20 protein-coding genes are annotated in these 22,625 nt (G+C 66.4%); 11 read left to right on the top strand and 9 right to left on the bottom strand.

Annotated features, from left to right (window positions below; all coding sequences use genetic code 11):
- Positions 1 to 200 precede the first annotated feature (200 nt).
- Entirely contained in the window at positions 201 to 1,445 is a 1,245-nt protein-coding gene (gene hemA / locus AC1DT7_RS02695; RefSeq protein WP_478034028.1) for a 5-aminolevulinate synthase, read from the bottom strand.
- Positions 1,446 to 1,838: 393 nt separating this feature from the next.
- Complete coding sequence (gene murI, locus AC1DT7_RS02690; protein WP_478034027.1) at positions 1,839 to 2,633, bottom strand: glutamate racemase; 795 nt, start codon at positions 2,631 to 2,633, stop codon at positions 1,839 to 1,841.
- 209 nt (positions 2,634 to 2,842) lie between these two features.
- Between murI and plsY the strand changes: the two genes are divergently transcribed.
- The 4 genes from plsY (at position 2,843) to topA (ending at position 7,847) form a co-directional block, all read left to right on the top strand.
- The gene (plsY, locus tag AC1DT7_RS02685) at positions 2,843 to 3,427 is read left to right on the top strand and encodes a glycerol-3-phosphate 1-O-acyltransferase PlsY (RefSeq protein ID WP_478034246.1); all 585 of its coding nucleotides are present in this window, start codon (positions 2,843 to 2,845) and stop codon (positions 3,425 to 3,427) included.
- Positions 3,420 to 4,520 carry a DNA-processing protein DprA gene (gene dprA / locus AC1DT7_RS02680; protein ID WP_478034025.1) on the top strand — a complete coding sequence of 367 codons (1,101 nt, stop codon included), beginning with the start codon at positions 3,420 to 3,422 and terminating at the stop codon, positions 4,518 to 4,520. Before plsY ends, dprA begins: the two co-directional genes overlap by 8 nt.
- A 12-nt stretch (positions 4,521 to 4,532) precedes the next feature.
- Positions 4,533 to 5,174, top strand: coding sequence for a glycerophosphoryl diester phosphodiesterase membrane domain-containing protein (locus AC1DT7_RS02675; protein ID WP_478034024.1), 642 nt, complete (start codon positions 4,533 to 4,535; stop codon positions 5,172 to 5,174).
- A 99-nt stretch (positions 5,175 to 5,273) separates the two neighbouring features.
- Positions 5,274 to 7,847 carry a type I DNA topoisomerase gene (gene topA, locus AC1DT7_RS02670; protein ID WP_478034023.1) on the top strand — a complete coding sequence of 858 codons (2,574 nt, stop codon included), beginning with the start codon at positions 5,274 to 5,276 and terminating at the stop codon, positions 7,845 to 7,847.
- A 39-nt stretch (positions 7,848 to 7,886) separates the two neighbouring features.
- On the opposite strand, the gene AC1DT7_RS02665 is transcribed toward topA, so the two are convergent.
- The 3 genes from AC1DT7_RS02665 to panC all read right to left on the bottom strand — a co-directional run bounded on the left by AC1DT7_RS02665 (position 7,887) and on the right by panC (position 9,585).
- A complete protein-coding gene (locus AC1DT7_RS02665; protein ID WP_478034021.1) occupies positions 7,887 to 8,291 on the bottom strand; it encodes an MAPEG family protein in 405 nt (134 codons plus the stop codon).
- Between the two features lie 74 nt (positions 8,292 to 8,365).
- Entirely contained in the window at positions 8,366 to 8,662 is a 297-nt protein-coding gene (locus AC1DT7_RS02660) for a hypothetical protein (RefSeq protein ID WP_478034019.1), read from the bottom strand.
- A gap of 89 nt (positions 8,663 to 8,751) precedes the next feature.
- Positions 8,752 to 9,585, bottom strand: a complete 834-nt coding sequence (panC, locus tag AC1DT7_RS02655) for a pantoate--beta-alanine ligase (RefSeq protein WP_478034017.1) — start codon at positions 9,583 to 9,585, stop codon at positions 8,752 to 8,754.
- Positions 9,586 to 9,684: 99 nt separating this feature from the next.
- Here panC and AC1DT7_RS02650 point away from each other — a divergent pair, with 99 nt between their 5' ends.
- The 6 genes from AC1DT7_RS02650 (at position 9,685) to AC1DT7_RS02625 (ending at position 15,103) form a co-directional block, all read left to right on the top strand.
- Entirely contained in the window at positions 9,685 to 10,479 is a 795-nt protein-coding gene (locus tag AC1DT7_RS02650) for a division plane positioning ATPase MipZ (protein ID WP_478034016.1), read from the top strand.
- On the top strand, positions 10,479 to 10,733 hold the full coding sequence (locus AC1DT7_RS02645; RefSeq protein ID WP_478034015.1) for a DnaJ domain-containing protein: 255 nt from the start codon (positions 10,479 to 10,481) through the stop codon (positions 10,731 to 10,733). The genes AC1DT7_RS02650 and AC1DT7_RS02645 overlap by 1 nt, the downstream gene beginning before the upstream one ends.
- A 67-nt stretch (positions 10,734 to 10,800) precedes the next feature.
- Entirely contained in the window at positions 10,801 to 12,183 is a 1,383-nt protein-coding gene (gene pgmG / locus AC1DT7_RS02640; protein ID WP_478034245.1) for a phosphoglucomutase/phosphomannomutase PgmG, read from the top strand.
- A gap of 88 nt (positions 12,184 to 12,271) precedes the next feature.
- Positions 12,272 to 13,033: a 3'-5' exonuclease gene (locus AC1DT7_RS02635; RefSeq protein WP_478034014.1), complete on the top strand. Its 762-nt coding sequence runs from the start codon at positions 12,272 to 12,274 to the stop codon at positions 13,031 to 13,033.
- A 79-nt stretch (positions 13,034 to 13,112) separates the two neighbouring features.
- Positions 13,113 to 14,636: a sensor histidine kinase gene (locus AC1DT7_RS02630; RefSeq protein WP_478034013.1), complete on the top strand. Its 1,524-nt coding sequence runs from the start codon at positions 13,113 to 13,115 to the stop codon at positions 14,634 to 14,636.
- A gap of 17 nt (positions 14,637 to 14,653) precedes the next feature.
- Positions 14,654 to 15,103, top strand: coding sequence for a response regulator (locus AC1DT7_RS02625; RefSeq protein ID WP_478034012.1), 450 nt, complete (start codon positions 14,654 to 14,656; stop codon positions 15,101 to 15,103).
- Position 15,104: 1 nt separating this feature from the next.
- Here AC1DT7_RS02625 and AC1DT7_RS02620 read toward each other — a convergent pair whose 3' ends face one another.
- From AC1DT7_RS02620 to AC1DT7_RS02605, 4 genes are all read right to left on the bottom strand, one after another.
- Positions 15,105 to 16,115, bottom strand: a complete 1,011-nt coding sequence (locus AC1DT7_RS02620) for a histone deacetylase family protein (protein ID WP_478034243.1) — start codon at positions 16,113 to 16,115, stop codon at positions 15,105 to 15,107.
- A gap of 56 nt (positions 16,116 to 16,171) precedes the next feature.
- On the bottom strand, positions 16,172 to 17,377 hold the full coding sequence (gene nhaA / locus AC1DT7_RS02615) for a Na+/H+ antiporter NhaA (protein WP_478034010.1): 1,206 nt from the start codon (positions 17,375 to 17,377) through the stop codon (positions 16,172 to 16,174).
- 215 nt (positions 17,378 to 17,592) lie between these two features.
- Positions 17,593 to 18,075, bottom strand: coding sequence for an N-acetyltransferase family protein (locus tag AC1DT7_RS02610; protein ID WP_478034009.1), 483 nt, complete (start codon positions 18,073 to 18,075; stop codon positions 17,593 to 17,595).
- 17 nt (positions 18,076 to 18,092) lie between these two features.
- The gene (locus AC1DT7_RS02605; protein WP_478034007.1) at positions 18,093 to 19,661 is read right to left on the bottom strand and encodes a lysine--tRNA ligase; all 1,569 of its coding nucleotides are present in this window, start codon (positions 19,659 to 19,661) and stop codon (positions 18,093 to 18,095) included.
- A 200-nt stretch (positions 19,662 to 19,861) separates the two neighbouring features.
- On the opposite strand from AC1DT7_RS02605, the gene AC1DT7_RS02600 reads away from it, so the two are divergent.
- Entirely contained in the window at positions 19,862 to 22,612 is a 2,751-nt protein-coding gene (locus tag AC1DT7_RS02600) for an ATP-dependent DNA helicase (protein ID WP_478034006.1), read from the top strand.
- Positions 22,613 to 22,625: the final 13 nt, after the last annotated feature.

Below are 22,625 nucleotides of genomic sequence, written 5' to 3'. Positions count from 1 at the left end.
GAGAATGTCGGACGGTTTTTCTGCCGGAACGGCGGTAAAACAGCGGGGTTTTCGTCAGAAAGCCGGCGATTTTCCCCTGTTATGCGGTAACGGGGAAACGTCGTTCAACCCGTTGAAAACAGGTCAGGATTTCGGATGCGGAATCCAACAAAACAGCGGAAGAAAAATTGAAGCCGCGAATCGGCGGGAATGTTGGCCGCTCAGGCGGCCATGCGCAGTTCGAGGCGGCCCCAGATTTCGACCAGGGCACCGACGAGTTCGCGCATCATGGCTTCGTCATGCGCGGGGCCGGGGGTGAAGCGCAGCCGTTCGGTACCGCGCGGCACGGTGGGGTAATTGATCGGCTGCACGTACACGCCGTACTCGGCGAGCAGGATGTCGCTGATCTTCTTGGCCTTGACCGGATCGCCGACCATCAGCGGCACGATGTGCGTGGTCGAGTTCATCACCGGCAAGCCGGCCTCGGCCATCATCGTCTTCAGCAAGGTCGCCGCAGCCTGCTGGCCCTCGCGCTCGACGCCCGATGCCTTGAGGTGCCGCACGCTCGCCAGCGCGCCGGCGACCAGCACCGGCGACAGCGAGGTGGTGAAGATGAAGCCCGGCGCATAGGAGCGGATCACGTCGATGATCGTCTGATCGGCGGTGATATAGCCGCCCATCACCCCGAACGCCTTGCCCAGGGTGCCCTCGATGATGGTCAGCCGCCCGGCGACGCCGTCGCGCTCCGAGATGCCGCCGCCGCGCGTCCCGTACATGCCGACCGCATGGACTTCGTCCAGATAGGTCAGCGCGCTGTACTTGTCGGCGAGATCGCAGATCGCCGCGATCGGGGCGACGTCGCCCTCCATCGAATAGACGCTCTCGAACGCGATCAGCTTCGGCGCGGCCGGATCGACCGCCGCCAGCAGTTCCTCGAGATGATCGAGATCATTGTGGCGGAAGACATGCTTCTCGCAGCCCGAATTGCGGATGCCCGCGATCATCGAGGCATGGTTCATCTCGTCGGAGAAGATGATGCAGCCCGGCAGGATCTTGGCGAGCGTCGCGAGCGTCGCCTCGTTCGAGACATAGCCCGAGGTGAACAGCAAAGCGCCTTCCTTGTCGTGGAGATCGGCGAGCTCGCCCTCCAGATCGACATGGTAATGCGTGTTGCCGCCGATATTGCGCGTGCCGCCCGAGCCCGCGCCGACATCGTGCAGCGCCTCTTCCATCGCTGCGATCACCGCCGGATGCTGGCCCATGGCGAGATAGTCGTTCGAGCACCACACCGTGATCGGTTTCGGCCCGTTATGGCCCGCGAAACAGCGCGCGTTCGGAAACGCCCCCTTGTTGCGCAGGATGTCGATGAAGACGCGATACCGGCCCTCGACATGCAGTCGATCGATCGCCTGGGTGAAAATGCGCGAGTAATCGACCCCGCGCAGTGCCGTGCCATCCGCTTCCATATCGCTCGCCCTAGACCCCTGAGGTGCGGATTTCCAGTATTTTACGCGCGATGAATGCTCGCTTGATGAGCGTTCCCTTTGAGTGTGGTTCTTAGCGTGGATCAATCGCGGGCGTGTCGTTTTCATGCTATGAACGAACGTCACGGACAGGTGGCTGAACACAGGCCCGCGACCGAGAGACGCGATGCGCTCCCGCTACACGCACGGAGCTTCTTACCATGGCCGAAACCATTACAAGCGACGGAAAACAGGACTATTATGCTCGCCGGGCAGCGCAGGAGCGCGAGCTCGCCGGGCGGACCACCGACCGGTCTGCGCGCCGTGTCCATCACGATCTGGCGAGTCGTTATGCCGTGCTGGCGGCCGAGCCGGCAGAGCCGCCGGCCGAGTCGCCTAGAGTGCCTCGACCCGCATGAGGCCGTAGCGGGCGAGCACCGGCTTCAGCGCGCCGTGATCGGCATGACCGGTGAACACCGCGATTCCGTCGCCGGGACTGCCGGGCCATGACTGGTCGTTGGTTAGATGGGCGACTCGGCGCGCAATGCCTTCCGACCCGTCGACGAAGCGCACCGCATGGGGTGCCGCCGCCGCCAATTCCTCGACCACCAGCGGGAAATGCGTGCAGGCGTTGACGATCACGTCAATCCGGTCGCCGCCAGGCTGATCGAACAGACCGGCGAGGATCGCCCGGTAACGGTCCGGCGGCGCATCCTCTCCGCGCAGCTTGGCCTCGGCGAGCTGGACCAGCTCGGCCGATCCGTGCCGCAGCACCAGGCAATCGCCGGCGAAGCGCGCGGCGAGATCGTCGACATAGGGCTGGCGCACCGTCGCGTTGGTGCCGAGCACGCCGATCACGCGTGTCTCGCTGAGTGCGGCGGCTGGCTTGATCGCGGGCACGGTACCGACGATCGGCAGGTCCAGCGCCGCACGCACCGCGGCAAGCGCGATGGTCGACGCCGTGTTGCAGGCGATCACGATCAGCCGCGGACGATAACGCTCCGACAGCCGCCCGAGCAGCGCCGGCACGCGCGCCGCGATCTCGGCTTCGCTCTTCGTGCCATAGGGAAAGCCGCCCGAATCGGCGACATAGACAAAGGGCGCGCCGGGCAGGAGGCTGCGCGTGGGCCCGAGCACCGACAGCCCACCCACCCCGGAATCGAAGAACAGGATGGGCCGCGTGTCCGTCACAATCGCGATGTAGCGCTGGTGCCGGGTTTGACAATCCCGTCATCTTGGCCCGTCATCTTGGCCCGTCACCTCGGCCCGGCATCTCGGCCGGGGGCTTGCATCCGTGATCCGTCTGCCCGACCTAACAGAGGTTGTTGGCTGCCCACCCATATCGGGCTATGATGCCATGACCTGGGGGCTGATCCGTTTTGCCGACTGAATATGTCTGGATGGCGCCGGCTGGCGCGCTGCTGCTCGGCTATCTGCTGGGCTCGATTCCGTTCGGGCTGATCCTGACGCGTGCTTTTGGCGCAGGCGACATCCGCAAGATCGGATCGGGCAATATCGGCGCGACCAATGTGCTGCGCACCGGCCGCAAGGGGCTTGCAGCGGCAACCCTGTTGCTCGATGCGGCCAAGGGGTTCGCCGCCGTCGCGATCGTCGAGGCGATCTGGCCCGGCAATGGCGTGCTGGCCGCGGTCGCCGCCTTTCTCGGCCATGTCTATCCGGTCTGGCTCAAATTCCGCGGCGGCAAGGGCGTGGCGACCCTGATGGGCATCGTGCTTGCGCTCCACTGGCCCTGTGCGCTGGTCTATGCGGTGGTCTGGCTCGGGCTGCTGGCGCTGCTGCGTTTCTCCTCGCTCGCGGGCATTACCGCCGCGTTCAGCGCGCCGTTGAGCGCCGCCTTCTTTTCCGCCTTCGATATCGTGCTGCCACTGCTCGCGCTCGCGCTGCTGGTGCTGTGGAAACATCGCGAGAATATCGAGCGCCTCCTGAACGGAACCGAACCGAAGGTCGGCGCGAAGAGTGCGTGACGATCCGCCGCGCGATGCGGCGGCCACGGTCGCGCGCCTCAGGCTGATCCGCACACCGCAGATCGGGCCCGTCACCTATCGCCAGCTGGTCGGGCGTTTCGGCAACGCGGCGGCAGCGATCGAGGCGCTGCCCCAGCTGGCGGCGCGGGGCGGCGGGAAGTCGCCGGTCGTCGCAGCGCCGGCCGTGGCCGAACGCGAGATGGCGATGGCGGCAAAGCTCGGCGCGCGCCACCTGTTCGTCGACGACCCGGACTATCCGGCCTTGCTCGCCGAGCTCGACGATGCGCCGCCCGCCATGATGATCCGCGGCGATATCGGCCTGGCCCGCCGCCCCACCATCGCGATGGTGGGCGCGCGCAACGCGTCCGCCGCCGCCTGCCGTTTCGCGCGGCAACTGGCGGTCGAGCTGGGCCGCGAGCACGTCACCATCGTCTCCGGTCTGGCGCGCGGCGTCGACACCGCTGCCCATGTCGGGTCGATCGACAGCGGGACGATCGCGGTGATCGCCGGTGGTATCGACATCGCCTATCCGCCGGAGAATGCAGCGTTGCAGGAAGCCGTCGCCATGCGCGGCCTGCTGATCGCCGAGCAGCCGCCGGGCACCGAGCCGCGTGCGCGCCATTTCCCCTATCGCAACCGGATCATCGCCGGCCTGGCGCAGGGCACGGTGGTGGTCGAGGCGGCGCCGAAATCCGGATCGCTGATCACCGCCCGGCTTGCCGGCGAAATGGGCCGCGAGGTGATGGCCGTACCCGGATCGCCGCTCGATCCGCGCGCGCAGGGCTGCAACGGCCTGATCCGCGACGGCGCGACGCTGATCCAGTCGGCCGCCGACATCCTGGAACTGATCCGCCCGATCGACCCGCGCATGGTGCGCGCACCCGGATCGCGCTTCGACGGACCGCCACCCGAAGACGCGAGCGATGCCGAACGCCATGAGGTGAGCGGGCTGCTCGGCCCGGTGCCGGTCGCGGTCGACGAACTGATCCGCCAGTCGGGGCTTGCGCCCGCCATCGTGCAGACCGTGCTGCTCGAACTGGAACTGGCCGGCCGGCTGGAGCGTCATGCCGGCGGCCGGATCAGCCTGGTCTGAAAGAGGACGGACATGATCAGCGATCAGGTTACGACGGGGCAGATCTTCGAACGCCTGGGCGCGATCATTCGCGAAAACGGTGTCCCCCTGATCGGGTGCGTGGCGATATTGTCGGCCATCGACGTAGCGCTGGAACAATATGCACCGACGATCTCGGCCCTCCCGTCGGGTATCGCCAGCATCGTTGCCCAATATTATCTCACGATCACCGCACTTGAGCGCCAGGGTCTGCGTCAACCAGACGGCGGGAGGTTCGGGTCCTTTTTCCTCCTCGGGATTCTCTCCGGTCTCGGTATTTTGCTGGGTACCCTGCTGCTGATCCTGCCGGGTGTGTACCTCGCCATCCGGTGGTCCGCCGCGTCGGCTGTCCTCCTTGCGGACAAGAAAAGCGCGAACGACGCGTTGAGCGAGAGCTGGGCCATGACCCAGAAAAGCTTCTGGCCGATCCTCGGCGCCTATCTGGTCATCATCGTCCCGGCATTTATCGTGGGGATCGGGTTATCCGCCGCCCTTGGCGGCGTCTGGCCGATCGCGTCATCCCTGGTCGTGTCGATCCTGACACTCAGCGCCTTCGCGATCTCCTGGCTGGCGGGCGTGGCGATCTATTCATTGTTGAAACCGGGCACCGACCCCCTTGTCGAAATCTTCGCATGACCGATATTGCCAGCCTGCGCCGGACCGAGCCGACCGCTTGACGCCGCCCCGAACACCTCTCCATCCTCGCGCGTACACGTAAGGACGCTTTAAAAACCCATGCAGCTTGTTATCGTCGAATCGCCCGCCAAGGCGAAGACCATCGAGAAATATCTGGGATCCGACTATCGCGTTCTCGCGAGCTACGGCCATGTCCGCGACCTGCCGGCCAAGGATGGATCGGTCCATCCGGACGACGGTTTCTCGATGGAATGGGAGAATTACGCCGACAAGGCAAAGCAGCTCAAGGCGATCACCGACGAGGCCAAGAAGGCCGACCGGCTGATCCTCGCGACCGACCCTGACCGCGAAGGCGAGGCGATCTCCTGGCATGTCCAGGAGGTGCTGCGCGGGCGCAAGGCGCTCCCCAAGCATGTCGAGCGGGTCACCTTCAACGCCATCACCAAGGCGACGGTGACAGAGGCGATGAAGCATCCGCGCGAGCTGGATACCGACCTGATCGACGCGTACCGCGCACGCCGCGCACTCGACTATCTGGTCGGCTTCACCCTGTCGCCGGTGCTGTGGCGCAAGCTGCCCGGTGCCAAGTCGGCCGGCCGCGTCCAGTCGGTCGCGCTGCGCATCATCGTCGATCGCGAGCGTGAGATCGAGGCGTTCCGCCCGCAGGAATATTGGTCGGTCACGGCGGATATGGAGCAGGACGGCACGCCCTTCACGGCGCGGCTCGTCACCTTCGAGGGCAAGAAGATCGACCGGCTGTCGATCGGCGAGGAAGGCACCGCGCTGCGCGCGAAGAAGGCGGTCGAGGACGGCCGCTTCAGCGTGCAGACGATCGAGGTCAAGCCGGCCACGCGCAACCCGCCGCCGCCCTTCACCACATCGACCCTGCAGCAGGAGGCTGCGCGCAAGCTCGGCTTCTCCGCCGACCATACGATGCGCATCGCCCAGGGCCTCTATGAGGACGGCGCGATCACCTACATGCGAACCGACGGGGTGCAGATGGACGGCTCTGCCATCTCGGCTGCGCGCAAAGCGATCGCCGACCGCTATGACGCAGGCTATGTCCCGGACAAGCCGCGCATGTACCAGACCAAGGCCAAGAATGCGCAGGAAGCGCATGAGGCGATCCGCCCGACCGATTTCGGCAAGGACAAGCTCGGCGGCGGCGATCATGCCCGGCTCTACGACCTGATCTTCAAGCGGGCGCTGGCCAGCCAGATGGCGTCGGCACGCATGGAACGCACCACGGTCGAGCTGGCCGACGGCACCGGCCAGACCGGCCTTCGCGCGACGGGCCAGGTCGTACTCTTCCCCGGCTATCTCGCGCTTTATGAGGAAGGCACCGACGACAGCGCCGACGAGGATTCGCGCCGCCTGCCGCGCCTGCGCGAAGGCGATGCGCCGGCCAAGAAGGCCGTCAATGCCGAGCAGCATTTCACCCAGCCGCCGCCGCGCTTCTCCGAAGCGTCTTTGGTCAAGCGGCTGGAGGAGCTCGGCATCGGGCGCCCGTCCACCTATGCCTCGATCATCAAGACGCTGAAGGACCGCGCCTATGTGAAGGTGGAGAAGAACCGTTTCTTCGCGGAGGAAAGCGGGCGTCTGGTGACGGCGTTCCTCGAGCGCTACTTCGAGAAATATGTCGGTTATGATTTCACTGCCGGGCTGGAAGACGAGCTCGACGAAGTGTCGGGCGGCCGTGCACAGTGGCAGGCGGTGCTCGAATCCTTCTGGAAGGACTTCAAGCCGCGCACTACCGAGGTGATGGAACAGAAGCCGTCGGAAGTGACGGCGGCACTCGACAAGTTCCTGGAGCCCTATCTGTTCCCGGCCAAGGCCGATGGCGGCGATCCGCGGCTCTGCCCCAATTGCGGACAAGGCCATCTGGCGCTGCGCGGGGGCAAGTTCGGCGCGTTCGTCGCGTGCTCCAATTATCCGGACTGTAAATTCACCCGCCGTTTCGGCCAGCCGGGCAGCGACGGCGATGCCGGCGATACCGGCCCCGAGGTGATGGGCCAGGATCCGGAGACCGGCGCCGAGGTGACGAAGCGCAGTGGCCGCTTCGGCCCTTATGTCCAGCTCGGTGACGGCAAGGACGCCAAGCGCGCCTCGATCCCGAAGGACGTGCCCGGCGAGGATTTCGGCCTGGAATGGGCGCTGAAGCTGCTGAGCCTGCCGCGCACCGTGGGCACGCATCCGGAGACCGGCAATCCGATCACTGCGTCGATCGGGCGTTATGGCCCATATCTGGCGCATGACGGCAAATATGCCCGCCTCACCTCGACCGCCGAGGTGTTCGAGACCGGCATGAATGCAGCCGTGGTCAAGCTGGCCGAGGCAGCAGCCGGCGGTGGACGCCCGCAACGCGGCAGCCGCGAGCCGCTCAAGGTTCTGGGCAAGCACCCGCGTACCGAGGCCGAGATCAAGCTGATGGAAGGGCGTTTCGGCCCTTATGTCACCGACGGCGAGACGAACGCGACCCTGCCCAAGTCGGTAGAGAAGGACCAGCTCACCCTGGAGGAAGCGGCCCAGCTGATCGACGCCCGCGCCGCCGCAGCCCCTGCGAAGAAGAGCAAGAAAAAGGCTGCCCCGAAAAAGGCCGCTGCCAAGAAGCCGGCGGCGAAAAAGGCTCCGGCCAAGAAGGCTCCTGCAAAAAAGGTGGCCGCTGCGGAATAACCGGAATGCCGGGCCCGGGCCGGCGTAACGGTGCGTGGGTCAGCCGGCGTCGGGCATCAGCACTCGCAGCGCGAGCCATAGGGCCAGGCCGAGCAGGATCAGCAGGGTGGCAACGATGCCGATCGAGCGCGCCGGGCGTGGCGGCCCGGGCGGGTTGAACAGCCCGGCCGCGTTGAGCAGGCGCGCGCCGACAAAGGCGGCCGCGGCGATGGCGAGGGGCGTCCGGTTGGCCCCGCCGCTTTCGAGCAGGGCGATCAGGATGATGCCGATCGGAGCATATTCGGTGAGATTGCCATGCGCGCGGATGGCAGAGATCAGATCGTGCTGGCCCGCGTCGCCATAGGACGCGCGATGCTTCATGCGCATCCGGATCGTCGTGATCGACAGAAAGACCAGCAGCAGTGCCAGCGCGGCTGCGGTGAGCGCAGTGATCGTGAGTTGCATTGCCCCCTCCATATAATTGTGGAGGCGGTTCTATTCCTTTTGGCGCGCCCCGTCGATGTGGGCGGCGATTCAGCTCAGGCGGCGCGGGCGCTCGTCAGGTGCAGCCATGCGCGGGCCGCCTTTTGTGCTTCGGCGATCTCGCGCGCGGTCATGTCCTCGGCGATTTCGCTGCGGCAGGCCTGGGCCGCTTCGCTGCCCGCGACAGCGGCCAGGTTGAACCATTTATGCGCCTCGATCAGGTCGACGCCGATGCCGGCGGCGCCACTCGAATAGACCATGCCGAGTTCGTAGAACGCGTCCCTGTCGCCCCGGGCCGCGTCGGCCAGCCGGCTGTCGATCAGAAACTGCGCGCTCTTCAGGCTGCTGCCCATGTTCTTCACCCCTGTTATCCATCCCTGTCGGGCGATCTTGGGGTGAAGTTTTCAACAAATGGTTAATGCGACTTAAGCATCTTTGCGGATCATACCGCGATATTGTCGATCAGGCGGGTCGTGCCCATCTTCGCGGCGGCCAGCAGGCGGCGCGGACGATCGGGATCCGGACTTTCCTTCAGCGTCTCGGCATCCACCAGCGTGACATAGTCGACCTCGAATCCGGCGGCGGCCAGCGACTCCCGTGCGGTGACGAGCACCGTCTCGACATCGTCGCCCTTGCCGATGCCCCTTGCTGCCACGCCTAGAGCGCGCGGCAGCGCCACTGCCCGGCTGCGCTCGTCGTCGTCGAGATAGACGTTGCGCGACGAGAGGGCGAGGCCGTCATCCTCGCGCTGGGTCGGCAAGCCCATGATCTCGATGCCGAAATCGAGATCGGCGACCATGCGGCGGATGACCGCGAGCTGCTGGTAATCCTTCTCGCCGAACCAGGCGATGTCGGGGCGGACCTGATTGAACAGCTTCGACACGACCGTCGCGACCCCGTCGAAATGGCCGGGCCGGGCGGCGCCGTCGAGCCCTTCGCTGACGCCGGCGACCGAGACGTTGGTCGCGAAGCCTTCCGGGTACATCACCTCGACCGGCGGGATCCACAGCAGGTCGCAGCCCGCCGCCGTCAGCATGCGGATGTCCGCGGTTTCCTTGCGGGGATAGCGCGACAGGTCCTCGTTCGGGCCGAACTGCTTCGGATTGACGAAGATCGACGCGACCACGCGCGTGCCCGGGCGTTTCGCCGCCTCGATCAGCGCCATATGGCCCGCATGCAGCGCGCCCATGGTCGGTACGAGCGCGATCGTCGCCCCCTGCTCGCGGAATTCGGCAATCCCGCCACGGAGCAGATCGAGTTGACGGATGGTTTGCACGCTTGATGGGCCTTCGATAAGGACGGGAGGACGGGGCGGGCCTTCTATGGGGGGCAGCGCGACCGATCAATACGGCCAATCATCAGGGACACGAGCGACTTGTCGACGGTTGCACAGAAGCCACATATCATCGTGTTCGCCAACGAGAAGGGCGGCACCGGCAAATCGACGACCGCCGTCCATGTCGCCATCGCGCTGCAGGTACGCGGCGCGCGCGTTGCCGCGTTCGATCTCGACCATCGCCAGCGGACCATGGGACGCTATCTCGACAATCGTCAGGCGACGGCGAAACGCACCGGGCGCGAGCTGAACATCCCCCGCCACGCGACCCATGACGGCGAAAGCCTGGCGCGCTTCACCGAAACGCTGGAGGCGCTGGCCGAAGGCGCCGACTTCCTGGTGATCGACACGCCCGGTCGCGACGACCGTTTCGCCCGCATCGCGGCGCAAAAGGCCGACACGCTGGTTACGCCGATGAACGACAGTTTCGTCGATTTCGACCTGATCGGCCAGGTCGATCCGGTCACCTACAAGGTGACCCGCCCTAGCTTCTATGCCGAGCTGATCTGGGACGCGCGCAAGGCGCGCGCGAAGGCGGACGGATCGACGATCGACTGGGTCGTGCTGCGCAACCGCGTCCAGCATATCGAGGCGCGCAACATGCGCCGCGTGTCCGAGGCGCTCGACCAGCTTTCCAAGCGAGTCGGTTTCCGCATCATCCCCGGGCTCGGCGAGCGCGTGATCTATCGCGAGCTCTTCCCCAAGGGCCTGACCATGCTCGACGCACGTGAGTTCGGCGAGATGGGGCTGGCGCACGTCGCGGCCCGGCAGGAGCTGCGCGAGATGATGGCGGCGCTCGGCCTGCCCGAGCCAGCGCTGCCGCTGTTCGCCTGATGGCGAAGCTGGTCTTCATCGGACTGCTATTGTTCGGCGTCTGGCTGTTCCTGCGCCGCAGCGCGCCGACGCCGCCGATCGACGAGAAAGAGGCCCGTGCCATCCTGGGCGTCGACCGTGCCGCGGACGCGGACGCGATCCGCGCCGCGCATCGCCGCCTCGTCGCCGCCGTCCACCCCGATCGCGGCGGATCGGCCGAGCTGGCCCGGCGCATCAATGCGGCGCGCGACACATTGCTCAAAAGCCGCGACTGACCTTTCCCTACAATGAACTTTCACGGCGCTCGATTATTGGGCGCTCGACATCATGACCGGAGGACCGATGACGCACCGCTTCGACCCCACTTCCCTGCGCGAATATGACATTCGCGGTATCGTCGGGAAGACGCTCGGCCCGGCCGACGCCAATGCGATCGGCCGCGGTTTCGCCACGCGCGTACGGCGCGCAGGCGGCACCCGTGTCGCAGTCGGCTATGACGGCCGCATCTCCTCGCCCGAGCTCGAAGCGGCGCTGATCGCCGGCCTGACTGCGAGCGGCGTCGACGTCGTTCGGGTCGGCATGGGGCCGACGCCGATGCTCTATTATGCCGAGGCGATCCTCGAGGTCGATGGCGGCATCCAGATTACCGGCAGTCATAACCCCGGCAATTACAATGGCTTCAAGATGGTGCTGCAGCACCTGCCGTTCTTCGGCGCCGACATCCTGGATCTCGGCAAGCTGGCCGAGGAAGGCGACTGGGAAGAGGGCGAAGGCAGCGTCTCCGACTTCGACATCGAGGACGATTATGTCGGACGTCTGTTGGCGGGCTATGCCGGCGGCGCCTACCGGGTCGGCTGGGACGCGGGCAACGGTGCAGCCGGGCCGGTGATCGAGAAGCTGACCAAGCTGCTGCCGGGCGAGCATCATCTGCTGTTTACCGAGGTTGACGGTACCTTCCCCAACCATCATCCCGACCCGACCGAGGAGAAGAATCTCGCCGACCTGAAGAAGCTCGTCGCCGAGAAGCAGCTCGATTTCGGCCTCGCCTTCGACGGCGATGGCGACCGGATCGGCGCGATCGACGGCCAGGGCCGGGTGATCTGGGGCGACCAGCTGCTCTCAATCCTCGCCGAGCCGGTGCTGAAGGAACTCCCCGGTTCGACCATCATCGCCGACGTGAAGGCGAGCCAGGCGCTGTACGACCGGATCGCGGAACTGGGCGGCGAGCCGCTGATGTGGAAGACCGGCCACAGCCTGATCAAGATGAAGATGAAGGAGACCAACTCTCCGCTTGCCGGCGAGATGAGCGGGCACATCTTCTTCGCGCACGATTATTACGGGTTCGACGACGCGCAATATGCCGCGGTCCGGCTGATCCGCGCGGTGCACATGATCGGCAAGTCGATGACCGAGATCCGCGGCGCGATGCCGGCCATGGTCAACACGCCCGAAATGCGCTTCCAGGTCGATGAGAGCCGCAAGTTCGCGGTGGTCGACGAGGTTCTCGACCGGCTCGAGGCCGAGGGCGCCGACGTGAATCGTACCGATGGCGCGCGGGTCAACACGGCGGATGGCTGGTGGCTGCTCCGCGCCTCCAATACCCAGGACGTGCTCGTCGCGCGCGCCGAGGCAAAGGACCAGGCCGGGCTCGACCGGCTGATGGCGATGATCGACGCGCAGCTTGCCGCGAGCGGCATCATCCGCGGCGAACAAGCGGGGCATTAAAGCCGGTGGGGAGCCTTCCAGGCCCCTCCCTTCGGGGAGGGGCCTCAAGGGACTCGCATTTCAGCCCTCAAACCGCCACCTAGGGCCGATGCCTCCCCCTCCACCCCAGCTTATCCGCGTCGTCGACCTCGAGACCACCGGGCCGGCCCCACCGATGCATGGCGTGTGCGAGATCGGGTGGCAGGATGTCGTGCTCGGTGCCGATGGGCGCTGGGAACTCTACGGCGAGGGTGGCAGCCGGCTGGTCAATCCAGGCCGTCCGATCCCGCCGATCACGCAGGCGATCCACCATATCCTGGACGAGCAGGTCGCTGATGCGCCCTTCTGGCACGACGTCGCCCGCGCCGTGCTCGATCCCTGGCCGCGCCGACTCGCGCTCGCCGCGCATCGCACGACGGCCGAACTCGAATTCTGTACTCCCGCCCTGACCCGGAACGCCGACTGGGTGTGCACCTGGAAGTGCGCGATGCGGCTATGGCCGGATTGCCCGAGCTTTTCCAACCAGGTGTTGCGCTACTGGCGCAAGCCCGCGGGAATCGAGCATGAGCGCGGCCTGCCCGCGCACCGCGCCTTTCCCGATGCCTATGTCACCGCCTTCCACCTGCGCGACATGCTGAACGAAGTCGGACTGCCTCAGCTGGTCGAATGGTCGAACCTGCCGGGCCTGTTGCCGCGTGTTCGCCAAGGGCCGGATCGCGGCAAGGACTGGCGCGAGATCGAGGACGAATCGCTCGCCCGTTTCCTGGGCGACCGCGACATCGACGTGCGCTTCACCGCCGAGACCGAACTGGCCCGGCGCAGGGGCGGCGGTGCGGTCGGGCGGACCACGCTGCAGGGCGCCCTGTTCTGAGAGGCACCCTTCTCTGAGACGGCGCCGCATCGGCCGGGCGGTGCTGGCGTTTATGGTATCGCGTCTCTAGAAATGCGGCATGGCCGACAGACCGATGTTCGAGGGGATCGCCCGCCGCGTCGGATGGGCGGACCAGTCGATGGGCCGTTTCCTGATCGCCTGCATGGCGATCGGCTTCGCCAGCCTGATCGCGGTCGGCATCGCCGCCGTGTGGTCGACCGGGCGCAACGAGCAACATATCCGCGCGGTCAACCACACCTATGAGGTGCAGCTGGCGATCGCGCGCGCCAACATCCTGGTCGAGCAGGCGGAGTCGGTACGGCGCGGCTATATCATCGCGCGACAGCAGGAATATCTGACCAGCTACAAGACGATCGCCGCGCAAATCCCCGCCGCCCTGCAAAGGATCGACGCGCTGACCGCCGACAACCCCCGGGAGAAGGCCAATCTCGCCCGGCTGCGCGGGCTGGTCGCAGCGATCGAGCAGCGCCGCGACATCACCAATGCTCTGGTCGAGTCGGGACGGATCGACGCGGCGATCAGCGCCTTCACCGACGAGACCACCGCGCGCCGGATGCGCGGCATTCGCGATCTCGGCAAGGCGATGGAACGGGAGGAGCAAAACCTTCTCGCCCTTCGCGACGCCGAGCAGCAGGCGAGCGTACGGACCTTCCATGTGACCATCAGCGTCGCCGCTGCGCTGCTGCTGTTCGTGGCGGTCGCCTCGCTGCTGACCGTGCTGCGCTATACCAGCGATCTTGCCACCTCGCGCGACGCGCTGCGCAATTTCGCCGAATCGCTTGAGGAACTGGTCGACGAACGGACCGCCGACCTTAGCCGGGCGAACGAGGAGATTCAGCGTTTCGCCTATATCGTCAGCCACGACCTGCGGGCGCCCCTGATCAATGTCATGGGCTTCACCGCCGAGCTCGATACCGCAACGAACGCCATCACCGAACTGATCGACCGGATCGAGGCAGCGGCTCCCGGACTCCTCACCGAGGAAGCGCGCAACGCCGCGCGCCAGGACATGCCGGAAGCGATTCGCTTCATCCGCACCTCGAGCGAGAAGATGGAGCGGCTGATCGACGCGATCCTCAAGCTCTCCCGCGAAGGCCGGCGTCTGATCACGCCTGAGCGGATCGACATGATCGCGCTGATCCACACGGTGGGTGCGACCCTGCAGCATCTGATCGACGATAGCTGTACGGAGCTGGTGATCCAGGACGATCTGCCCGAGATCGTCAGCGACCGGCTCGCGCTCGAACAGATCTTCGCCAATCTGATCGAGAATGCGGTGAAATATCTCGAGCCCGGTCGGCGCGGGCTGATCGAAGTGCGCGGCGCGCGCGGCGGCGGTCGCGTGACCTTCGAGGTCAGCGACAATGGGCGTGGCATCGCCCGTGCCGACCATGCGCGTGTGTTCGACCTGTTCCGCCGGTCGGGCAATCAGGACCAGCCAGGCGAAGGCATCGGCCTGGCCCATGTGCGAGCCTTGGCGTATCGGCTCGGCGGCGTTATCGATGTCCGGTCAGATCTCGGCAAAGGTGCCATCTTCCGCCTTTCGCTTCCCGCCACACTCTCCGAAATACAGGGGACTTAGAAATACAGGGGAATTAGATGAACGATCACCACACAGTCAGCATCGTGATGATCGAGGATGACGAAGGTCACGCGCGGCTGATCGAGAAGAATATCCGGCGGGCGGGGATCCTGAACGAGATCGTCCACTTCACCGACGGGACGCGAGCGCTCGACTATCTGTTCGGCCACAAGGATGGGCCGGCGCCTCGCGACTCGTCACTCGTGCTGCTCGACCTCAACCTGCCCGATATGAATGGCAACGACATCCTGGCGAAGATCAAGAGCGAGCCCGCTCTGCGACGTACGCCGGTGGTCGTTCTGACGACCACCGACGACAAGGTCGAGATCGAGCGCAGCTATGATCTCGGCGCGAACGTCTACATTACCAAGCCAGTCAATTACGAAAGCTTCGCCCAGGCGATCCGCCAGCTCGGCCTGTTTCTGTCGGTCATCCAGGTGCCCGACGCGGAGACCCGGCCGGCCTGAGTCAGGCGGCAAAGCCGGAGAGCAGGCTGGCGACATTGGCGCCGAGCGCCTCGACGGCGTAGCCACCCTCCATCGCGATCACCGTCGGCCAGCCGCGCGCCGCCACATCGCGGGCGAGCACTGCATAGTCCTCCGTCGTGAGCCGGAAGAAGGAGATCGGGTCGCCGTCCCAGGTGTCGGCGCCGAAGCTCAGGATCAGCAGCTCGGGCGCGAAATGGGCGATGGCGTCGAGCGCGGCGGTCTGGGCTTCGCGAAAGGCGTCGAGCCCGGCTCCCTGCGGCAGGGGCAGGTTCAGGGTGGCACCGGCCCCTTCTCCTTCGCCGGTCTCGTCGTCATGGCCCCAGAAAAAGGGATAGTCGGTCGCCGGATCGGCATGGATCGAGGCGTAGAAGACATCGCCGCGCGCCCAGAAAATGTCCTGCGTGCCGTTGCCGTGATGATAGTCGATATCGAGGATCGCGACCCGCGCCGCGCCGGCATCACGCGCCGCCTGCGCCGCGATCGCCGCAGTGTTGAGATAGCAATAGCCACCGAGATAATCGGCGCCGGCATGGTGGCCGGGCGGGCGGCAGAGCGCGAAGGCGGCGCGGTCGCCGCCCTGTACTGCACCCAGCGCCGACAGGACCGACTGCGCGCTCCAATAGGCGGCATCCCAGGTATCCGCAGTCAGCGGAGTCGAGGCGTCGAGGCTGTAGCGGCCGGCGAGCGCGTCGATCCGGTCGAGCTTCAATCCGCGCCGTGCCACGATCGGCCAGATATAGCCGATCACGTCGCCCGGCCGCCCCGCCGCTGCCCAGCGCGCAGGGCCCGTTTTCAGGAAATCGAGATAGCCCGCGTCATGAACGGCGCGGATCGCCGCGTCGCCATGGTCGGTCGGCGCCTCGAAATTGCCGAGTGTGCCGGCGACCGCCTCAGCGCGTACCGGCCGTTCCGCATAATCGGTGAAGCCGCCATTGTGCAGCTCCGTCAGCGGAGCATGGGCTAGCTGACGGGAATCGAAGAAACGGCGCATCCCGACCTTGTCGTGCGCCGCGGTGGCCGGCGCAACCGTCGCACCCCCTGCGGGCATCAGGCCCGCTCGTTTCGGGAACCAGCGACGTACAGCAGGATGAACCCCATGACCGCCGACAGGATCGACCCCGCAAGCACGCCGATCTTCACTTCGTCCATCAGTGCCGCATTGCCGGGGAAGGCGAGGCCGCCGATGAACAGGCTCATGGTGAAACCGATCCCCGCCAGCAGCGCGACGCCGTAAACCTGCGCCCAGGTCGCGCCGCCCGGGGGCTTGGCAATTCCCAACCATACCGCGAGGCGGATGCTGCCGAAGATGCCGAACTGCTTGCCGAAGAAGAGCGCGAGCGCGATGCCGAGCACCAGTGGTTCGATCAGGATGAACGCACCGAGCCCAGCCAGCGACACGCCCGCATTGGCGAAGCCGAACAGCGGCACCACGCCGTACGCCACCCAGGGATTGAGTCCGTGTTCGAGCCGATGAAGCGGCGATTCTTCATGATCGGGCGCGCCGGGCGAACAGCGGATTGGGATGGTGACCGCCGCGACGACGCCGGCAATGGTTGCATGCACGCCGGACAGCAGCACCAGCAGCCAGAGCACCACGAAAGCCAGGAGATAGGGCCAGAGCCGCGTCATGCCGAAGCGGTTCATCGCGACCATGCCGCCCATGACGATCGCTGCCCCGGCAAGCGCGAGCAACGACAGGCCGTGGCTATAGAAGACGGCGATGATCGCCACCGCGCCCATATCGTCGACGATCGCGACCGTGGTGAGGAACAGCTTGAGCGAGGCGGGCACGCGCGAGCCGAGCAGCGCCAGCACGCCGATGGCGAAGGCGATGTCGGTCGCGGCCGGGATCGCCCATCCGGCACGCAGATCGGCCGCGCCGCCGGTGACGGCGAGATAGAGGATCGCCGGGCACGCCATGCCAGCGGCCGCAGCGATGATCGGTAGGCGCCGTCGTTCGGGCGACGCGAGTCGCCCGTCGACCAGCTCGCGCTTGATCTCGAGCCCGACCAGCAGGAAAAACAGCGCCATCAGGCCATCATTGACCCAGAGATGCACCGTCATCGGGCCGATCGCCGGGGCGAGCACCGGCCCGGTCTCAATATGCAGCAGATGGAAATAATCGGCGGCGAAGGGCGAGTTGGCGGCGATCATCGCCAGCGCCGACGCCATGATCAGCAGGATTCCCCCCGCCGCCTCACTGGCGAGGAAGCCGCGCAGCGCTGAGCCATAAAGATGTTTCGGGCTGGTCATCGCGTCTCCCTTTCACCGCTCGCTATGCCGGGCGTCACCGCCGGATGGCAAGGAAAGTCGGGACGGAACACCCACGCAATAGACAATGCAGGGACTGCATCCTGGCGGATTTCGTTTCGCCCGCCGTGCCGGAAGTCTCATATTGTGTGGTGCACCTATGTCGCCCTCGCCCTTGCCTCTCCCGCTGGGAGAGGGAGTTTTAGGAAGAGGAGTTTTCAGAGTTCCCGGAACATCACGAAGGCATCGACGAACCCGAGCGTAGGATGCTCGAACGCCAGCGGCAGGGTGCCGGTGATGTCGAACCCCAGCGATTGCCAGAGGCGTACGGCTCGCTCGTTGCTGCTCACCACGAAATTGAATTGCATCGCGCGAAAGCCCCGTGCCCGTGCATGATCCAGGGAATGTTCGGCCATCGCCCGCGCCACACCGCGGCCGCGTGCGTCGGCATGGGTCATATAGCCGCAATTGGCGACATGCCCGCCGCCCCCGGCCTGATTGGGCCTGATATAATAGGTGCCGAGCACCTGTCCGCCCTCTTCCGCGACGAACGTCTCCCGATCGGCGCCCATCCAATAAGCGATCGCCTTTGCCTCGCTGAGGTCGCGGTCGAGCGCATAGGTCTCCCCGGCCCGGACGACCGGGCCGATGATCGACCAGATGGCGACGGCATCGCCGGGACGCGCGGGCCGGATCAGCATGGCCCGGCCCCCTTTCGTCAGCGCGCCAGCGCCTCGGCGATAAGCTTGCGGCTGTTCTCGATACCGTAGAGCGCGATGAAGCTGCCCATGCGCGGGCCCTGGGACGAGCCGAGCAGAGTCTCGTACAGCGCCTTGAACCAGTCGCGCAGGCTCTCGAAACCAGCGGTCTTGCCGATCTCATAGACGATGTTCTGGATATCCTCGGCGCTGGCCTCTGTCGGTAGCGCGGCGAGATCTGCATCGAGCCGTTCGAGCGCCGCGACCTCGACACCCTCCGGCGCGCGGCGCTTGAGCGTCGGGGCGACAAAATCGCGCCCATAGGCAAGCGCATGACCGATCAGCCGGTCGAGTTCCGGATAGGCCTCGGCGGTCGCATCGGGCACATAGTTGGAGAGATAGCTCCAGACCTGTTCCTTGGTCGCATCGCCCATCACCCCGACCAGGTTGAGCAACAGCCCGAAAGTCACCGGCAGCTCGCCCGTCGGCATCTTGCCGTCATGGATGTGATGGACCGGGTTGCCGAGCTTCTCCTTCAGTTCCTGTCCGGCATAATTGCCGCGGAACTGCCAATATTCGTCCACCGCGCGCGGGATGACGCCCATGTGCAGCGACTTGGCCTTTCGCGGCTCGCGATAGATGTAGAAGGCTAGGCTCTCCTCGGGCCCATAGGTCAACCAGTCGTCGAGGCTGAGGCCGTTGCCCTTGGACTTGGAGATCTTCTCGCCCTTTTCGTCGAGGAACATCTCATAGGTGAGGCCCTCGGGCGGGCGAGCGCCGAGCACGCGCGTGATCTTCGACGCCTGGGTGACGCTGTCGATCAGATCCTTGCCCGACATCTCGTAATCGACCTGGAGCGCCGTCCAGCGCATTGCCCAGTCGACCTTCCATTGCAGCTTGGCCATGCCGCCGAGCGCCGACTGCTCGATCCGGTCGCCATCATCCATGAAGGCGATGATCCCTGCTTCGGCATCGACCACCTCGACCGGCACCTGGAGCACGATCCCCGATTTCGGGCTGATCGGCAGGATCGGGGAGTAGGTCGCGGCGCGCTCGGCGCGGAGCGTGGGGATCATCACGTCCATGATCGCCTGGTAGCGCTGCAGGATCAGCTTCAGGGTCGGATCGAAGCGCCCCGAGGCATATTCGGTGGTCGAGGACAGAAATTCATAGTCGAAGCCGTAGCGATCGAGGAAATCGCGCAGCATCGCGTTATTGTGGTGCGCGAAGCTTTCGAACTTCTCGAACGGATCGGGCACCTTGGTCAGCGGCTTGCCGAGATATTCGGTCAGCATCGCCTTGTTCGGGACATTGTCCGGCACCTTGCGCAGGCCGTCCATGTCGTCCGAAAACGCCACGAGCCGGGTCGGCGTGTCGCTCAGCGCGTGGAAGGCGTTGCGCACCATCGTCGTGCGCAGCACTTCGTTGAACGTGCCGATATGCGGCAGGCCCGAAGGACCGTAGCCGGTCTCGAACAACACCGGCGCACCCTGTTTCCCGTCCGGATAGCGCTTGAGCAGCTTGCGCGCCTCTTCGTACGGCCAGGCTTTGGATTCGAGAGCGGCGGCGCGGAGTTCGGGTGTCGTCATGCGGGGCGCAGTAGCGCGACGGTGCGTGAGCGACAACATCATGTCAGATGCAGAGGGGGCGGGCTTCTTTTTCGGCCCTTCCCTGGCGGAGATCGGGGGCCAGTTGGGAGACGTCTGAAATTTGCGTTGCAGCCAGTCACTCGAGCCTTCCCAACTGGACCCCGCCTTCGCCGGGGTAGAAGACTAGTAGTAACCGCTGAATGCGACGGGCCACCGTTGCCATTTCGTTCCATTCGCGCGATGGCATAGGCGTGGCCCTTCCCTATCCCGCCCTGCACGCAAGCCATAGCGGCATCTGGATCGCCGATGCCGAGGGTACCCGGCCGATCGGGCGGGGCGAGGCGATCAGGATCGCGGCCGATACGCCGGTGATCGTGCTCAACGCGCCGCTGATCGCGCAGCGGCTTGGCTATGCCGACCTGTCCGGATTGGACGTGCTGGAGTTGTTCGCCTTTCTCTGCCCCGCACGTTTCATGGTGCCGACGCCGCGCGGGCTGGCGCGGGAGACCGGGCTCGACGCGCCGGCGAGCGACGCTGAGGTGGCCGCCTTCCTGCGCAGCGCCGCCGAAAAGCTGCTCGAGCTGCCCAAAGGCGAATGGGCCGAGCGCGAAGGGGCCTGGACCGCCGCCCAATCGCTGTTCAGGCTGCGCTGGACCTGGGCGCCGGTCGTGGCGGATCGGCTGGCCAAACCCGCGACCGCCGAACGCTGGCTGTTCTCCAGGCTGCCGGAATGGTCCGAAGTGGCACCGCGCCCTGCGCCACGCACCATCTCGCTCGACCCCGAGGAGACGCAGGCACGACTCGCGCATCTGACCGGCAATGGCGCCGAGCAACGGCCGGGGCAGCGCGCCTTTGCCCAGGCGGCGATGGAGGCGTTCGGCCCGCGTATGGTGCGCGAGTCGCCCAACATGGTGCTGGCCGAGGCCGGCACCGGCATCGGCAAGACGCTCGGCTATCTCGCCCCGGCTTCGCTCTGGTCCGAAAAGGCCGGCGGCGCGGTGTGGGTATCGACCTTCACCAAGGCGCTTCAGCGGCAATTGGGGCATGAGAGCGCGCGGCTGTTCCCCGATGCCGAGATCCGCAAGGCCAAGGTGGTGACCCGAAAGGGGCGGGAGAATTATCTCTGCCTGCTCAACCTGGAGGATGCGCTGCAGGGCGGGTTTGCCGGGCGGGCGGCGATCCTGGCGCAGCTTGTCGCGCGCTGGGCCGCCTATAGCGCGGATGGCGACATGGTCGGCGGCGACCTGCCCGGCTGGTTGCCGACCCTGTTCCGACGCAACGGATCGACCGCGCTGACCGACCGGCGCGGCGAATGCGTTTATGCCGGCTGCCCGCATTACCGGAAATGCTTCATCGAACGCGCGGCCCGCGCGAGCACCGAGGCGGACATCGTCATCGCCAACCATGCGCTGGTGATGGTCAACGCGGCACGAGGCCGCGAGCTGGCAACGCGACCGACGCGCTACGTGTTCGACGAGGGGCATCACATCTTCGACGCGGCGGATTCGATGTTTTCGACCGCGCTGACCGGGCAGGAGACGATCGAGCTCAGGCGCTGGATCCTCGGCCCCGAATCGGGTGGACGCGGCCGGCGGCGCGGGCTGGCGGCCCGTCTGTCCGACGTGGCGAGCTATGACGAGGGCGGCGGCGTGGCCATTGGCGACGCGATCAAGGCGGCGGGCGCGCTGGCCGCGGATGGCTGGCTGCAACGGCTGAGCGAGGGCGCGCCGTTCGGGCCGGTCGAAACCTTGCTCGCGGCGGTACGCGGGCTGACCTATGCGCGCGCCGAGGCGGCCGGCGATGCCGGGTACGGGCTGGAGACCGAACTGGCCGAGCCCGACGCAGCGCTGATCGAGGCAGCCGGGCCAGCGGCCCATGCGCTCGACGCGCTGGTGCGGCCGCTCGTCACTTTGGGGCGACGGCTCGAGGCGGTGCTGGCCGAGGCGCCGGACTGGATGGACGGGCAGGCCCGGGCGCGGATCGAAGGGGCGATCGCCTCGATCGGCTGGCGCGCCGAGACGGTCGCCGCCTGGCTGTCGCTGCTCGCGCGGATCGGCGGCCCGGCGACGCCCGATTATGTCGACTGGCTGGCGGTCGACCGGATCGAGGGGCGCGAATATGACATCGGCCTGCACCGCCACTGGCTCGACCCGAGCAAACCCTTTGCCGAGACGGTGCTGAAACAGGCCCACGGCGCGCTCGTCACCTCGGCGACGCTGCGCGGCGGGGGCGACTGGGAGGTCGCCGAGGCGCGAACCGGGGCGCAGCATCTGATCCGCGGGGCGAGCCGGTTCGAGGCAGTGAGCCCGTTCGACTATGCGTCCCAGGCCGAGGTGCTGATCGTCACCGATGTGAAGCGCGGTGACATGGGGGCGCTCGCCAATGCCTATGCGCGACTCGGCGTCGCCTCGGGCGGCGGGATGCTGGGGCTGTTCACCGCGATCAGGCGGCTGCGCGGGGTGCATGCGCGGATCGCCGACCGGCTCGCGCGTGACGGGCTGCCGCTTTACGCCCAGCATGTCGATCCGATCGATACCGGTACGCTGGTCGACATCTTCCGTGACGATGCCTCCGCCTCCTTGCTCGGCACCGATGCGCTGCGTGATGGCGTCGATGTACCCGGCCGGTCGCTTCGGTTGGTGGTGATGGAGGGTGTGCCCTGGCCCAAGCCGACCGTGCTGCATGCGGCGCGGCGACTGGCCGGCGGCGGCAGCGCCTATGACGACCGCATCGTGCGCGCGCGGCTCGCCCAGGCGTTCGGGCGGTTGATCCGCCGGGCCGACGATCACGGCATCTTCGTTTTGCTCTCCGCGGCGATGCCGTCGCGCCTGCTGACCGCCTTTCCGCCCGGCGTGAAGGTGTCTCGCGTCACCCTCGACGAAGCGGTAGTGCACGCGGGCCGTCTTCCTTCTGTCAGCCATGTCGGGCATGAGACCCGAGAGGAAGCCTGACGGAGACGCTTGC

Source organism: Sphingomonas sp. P3_C6, assembly GCF_056402595.1.
This window is presented reverse-complemented; position numbering and strand designations above follow the sequence as displayed.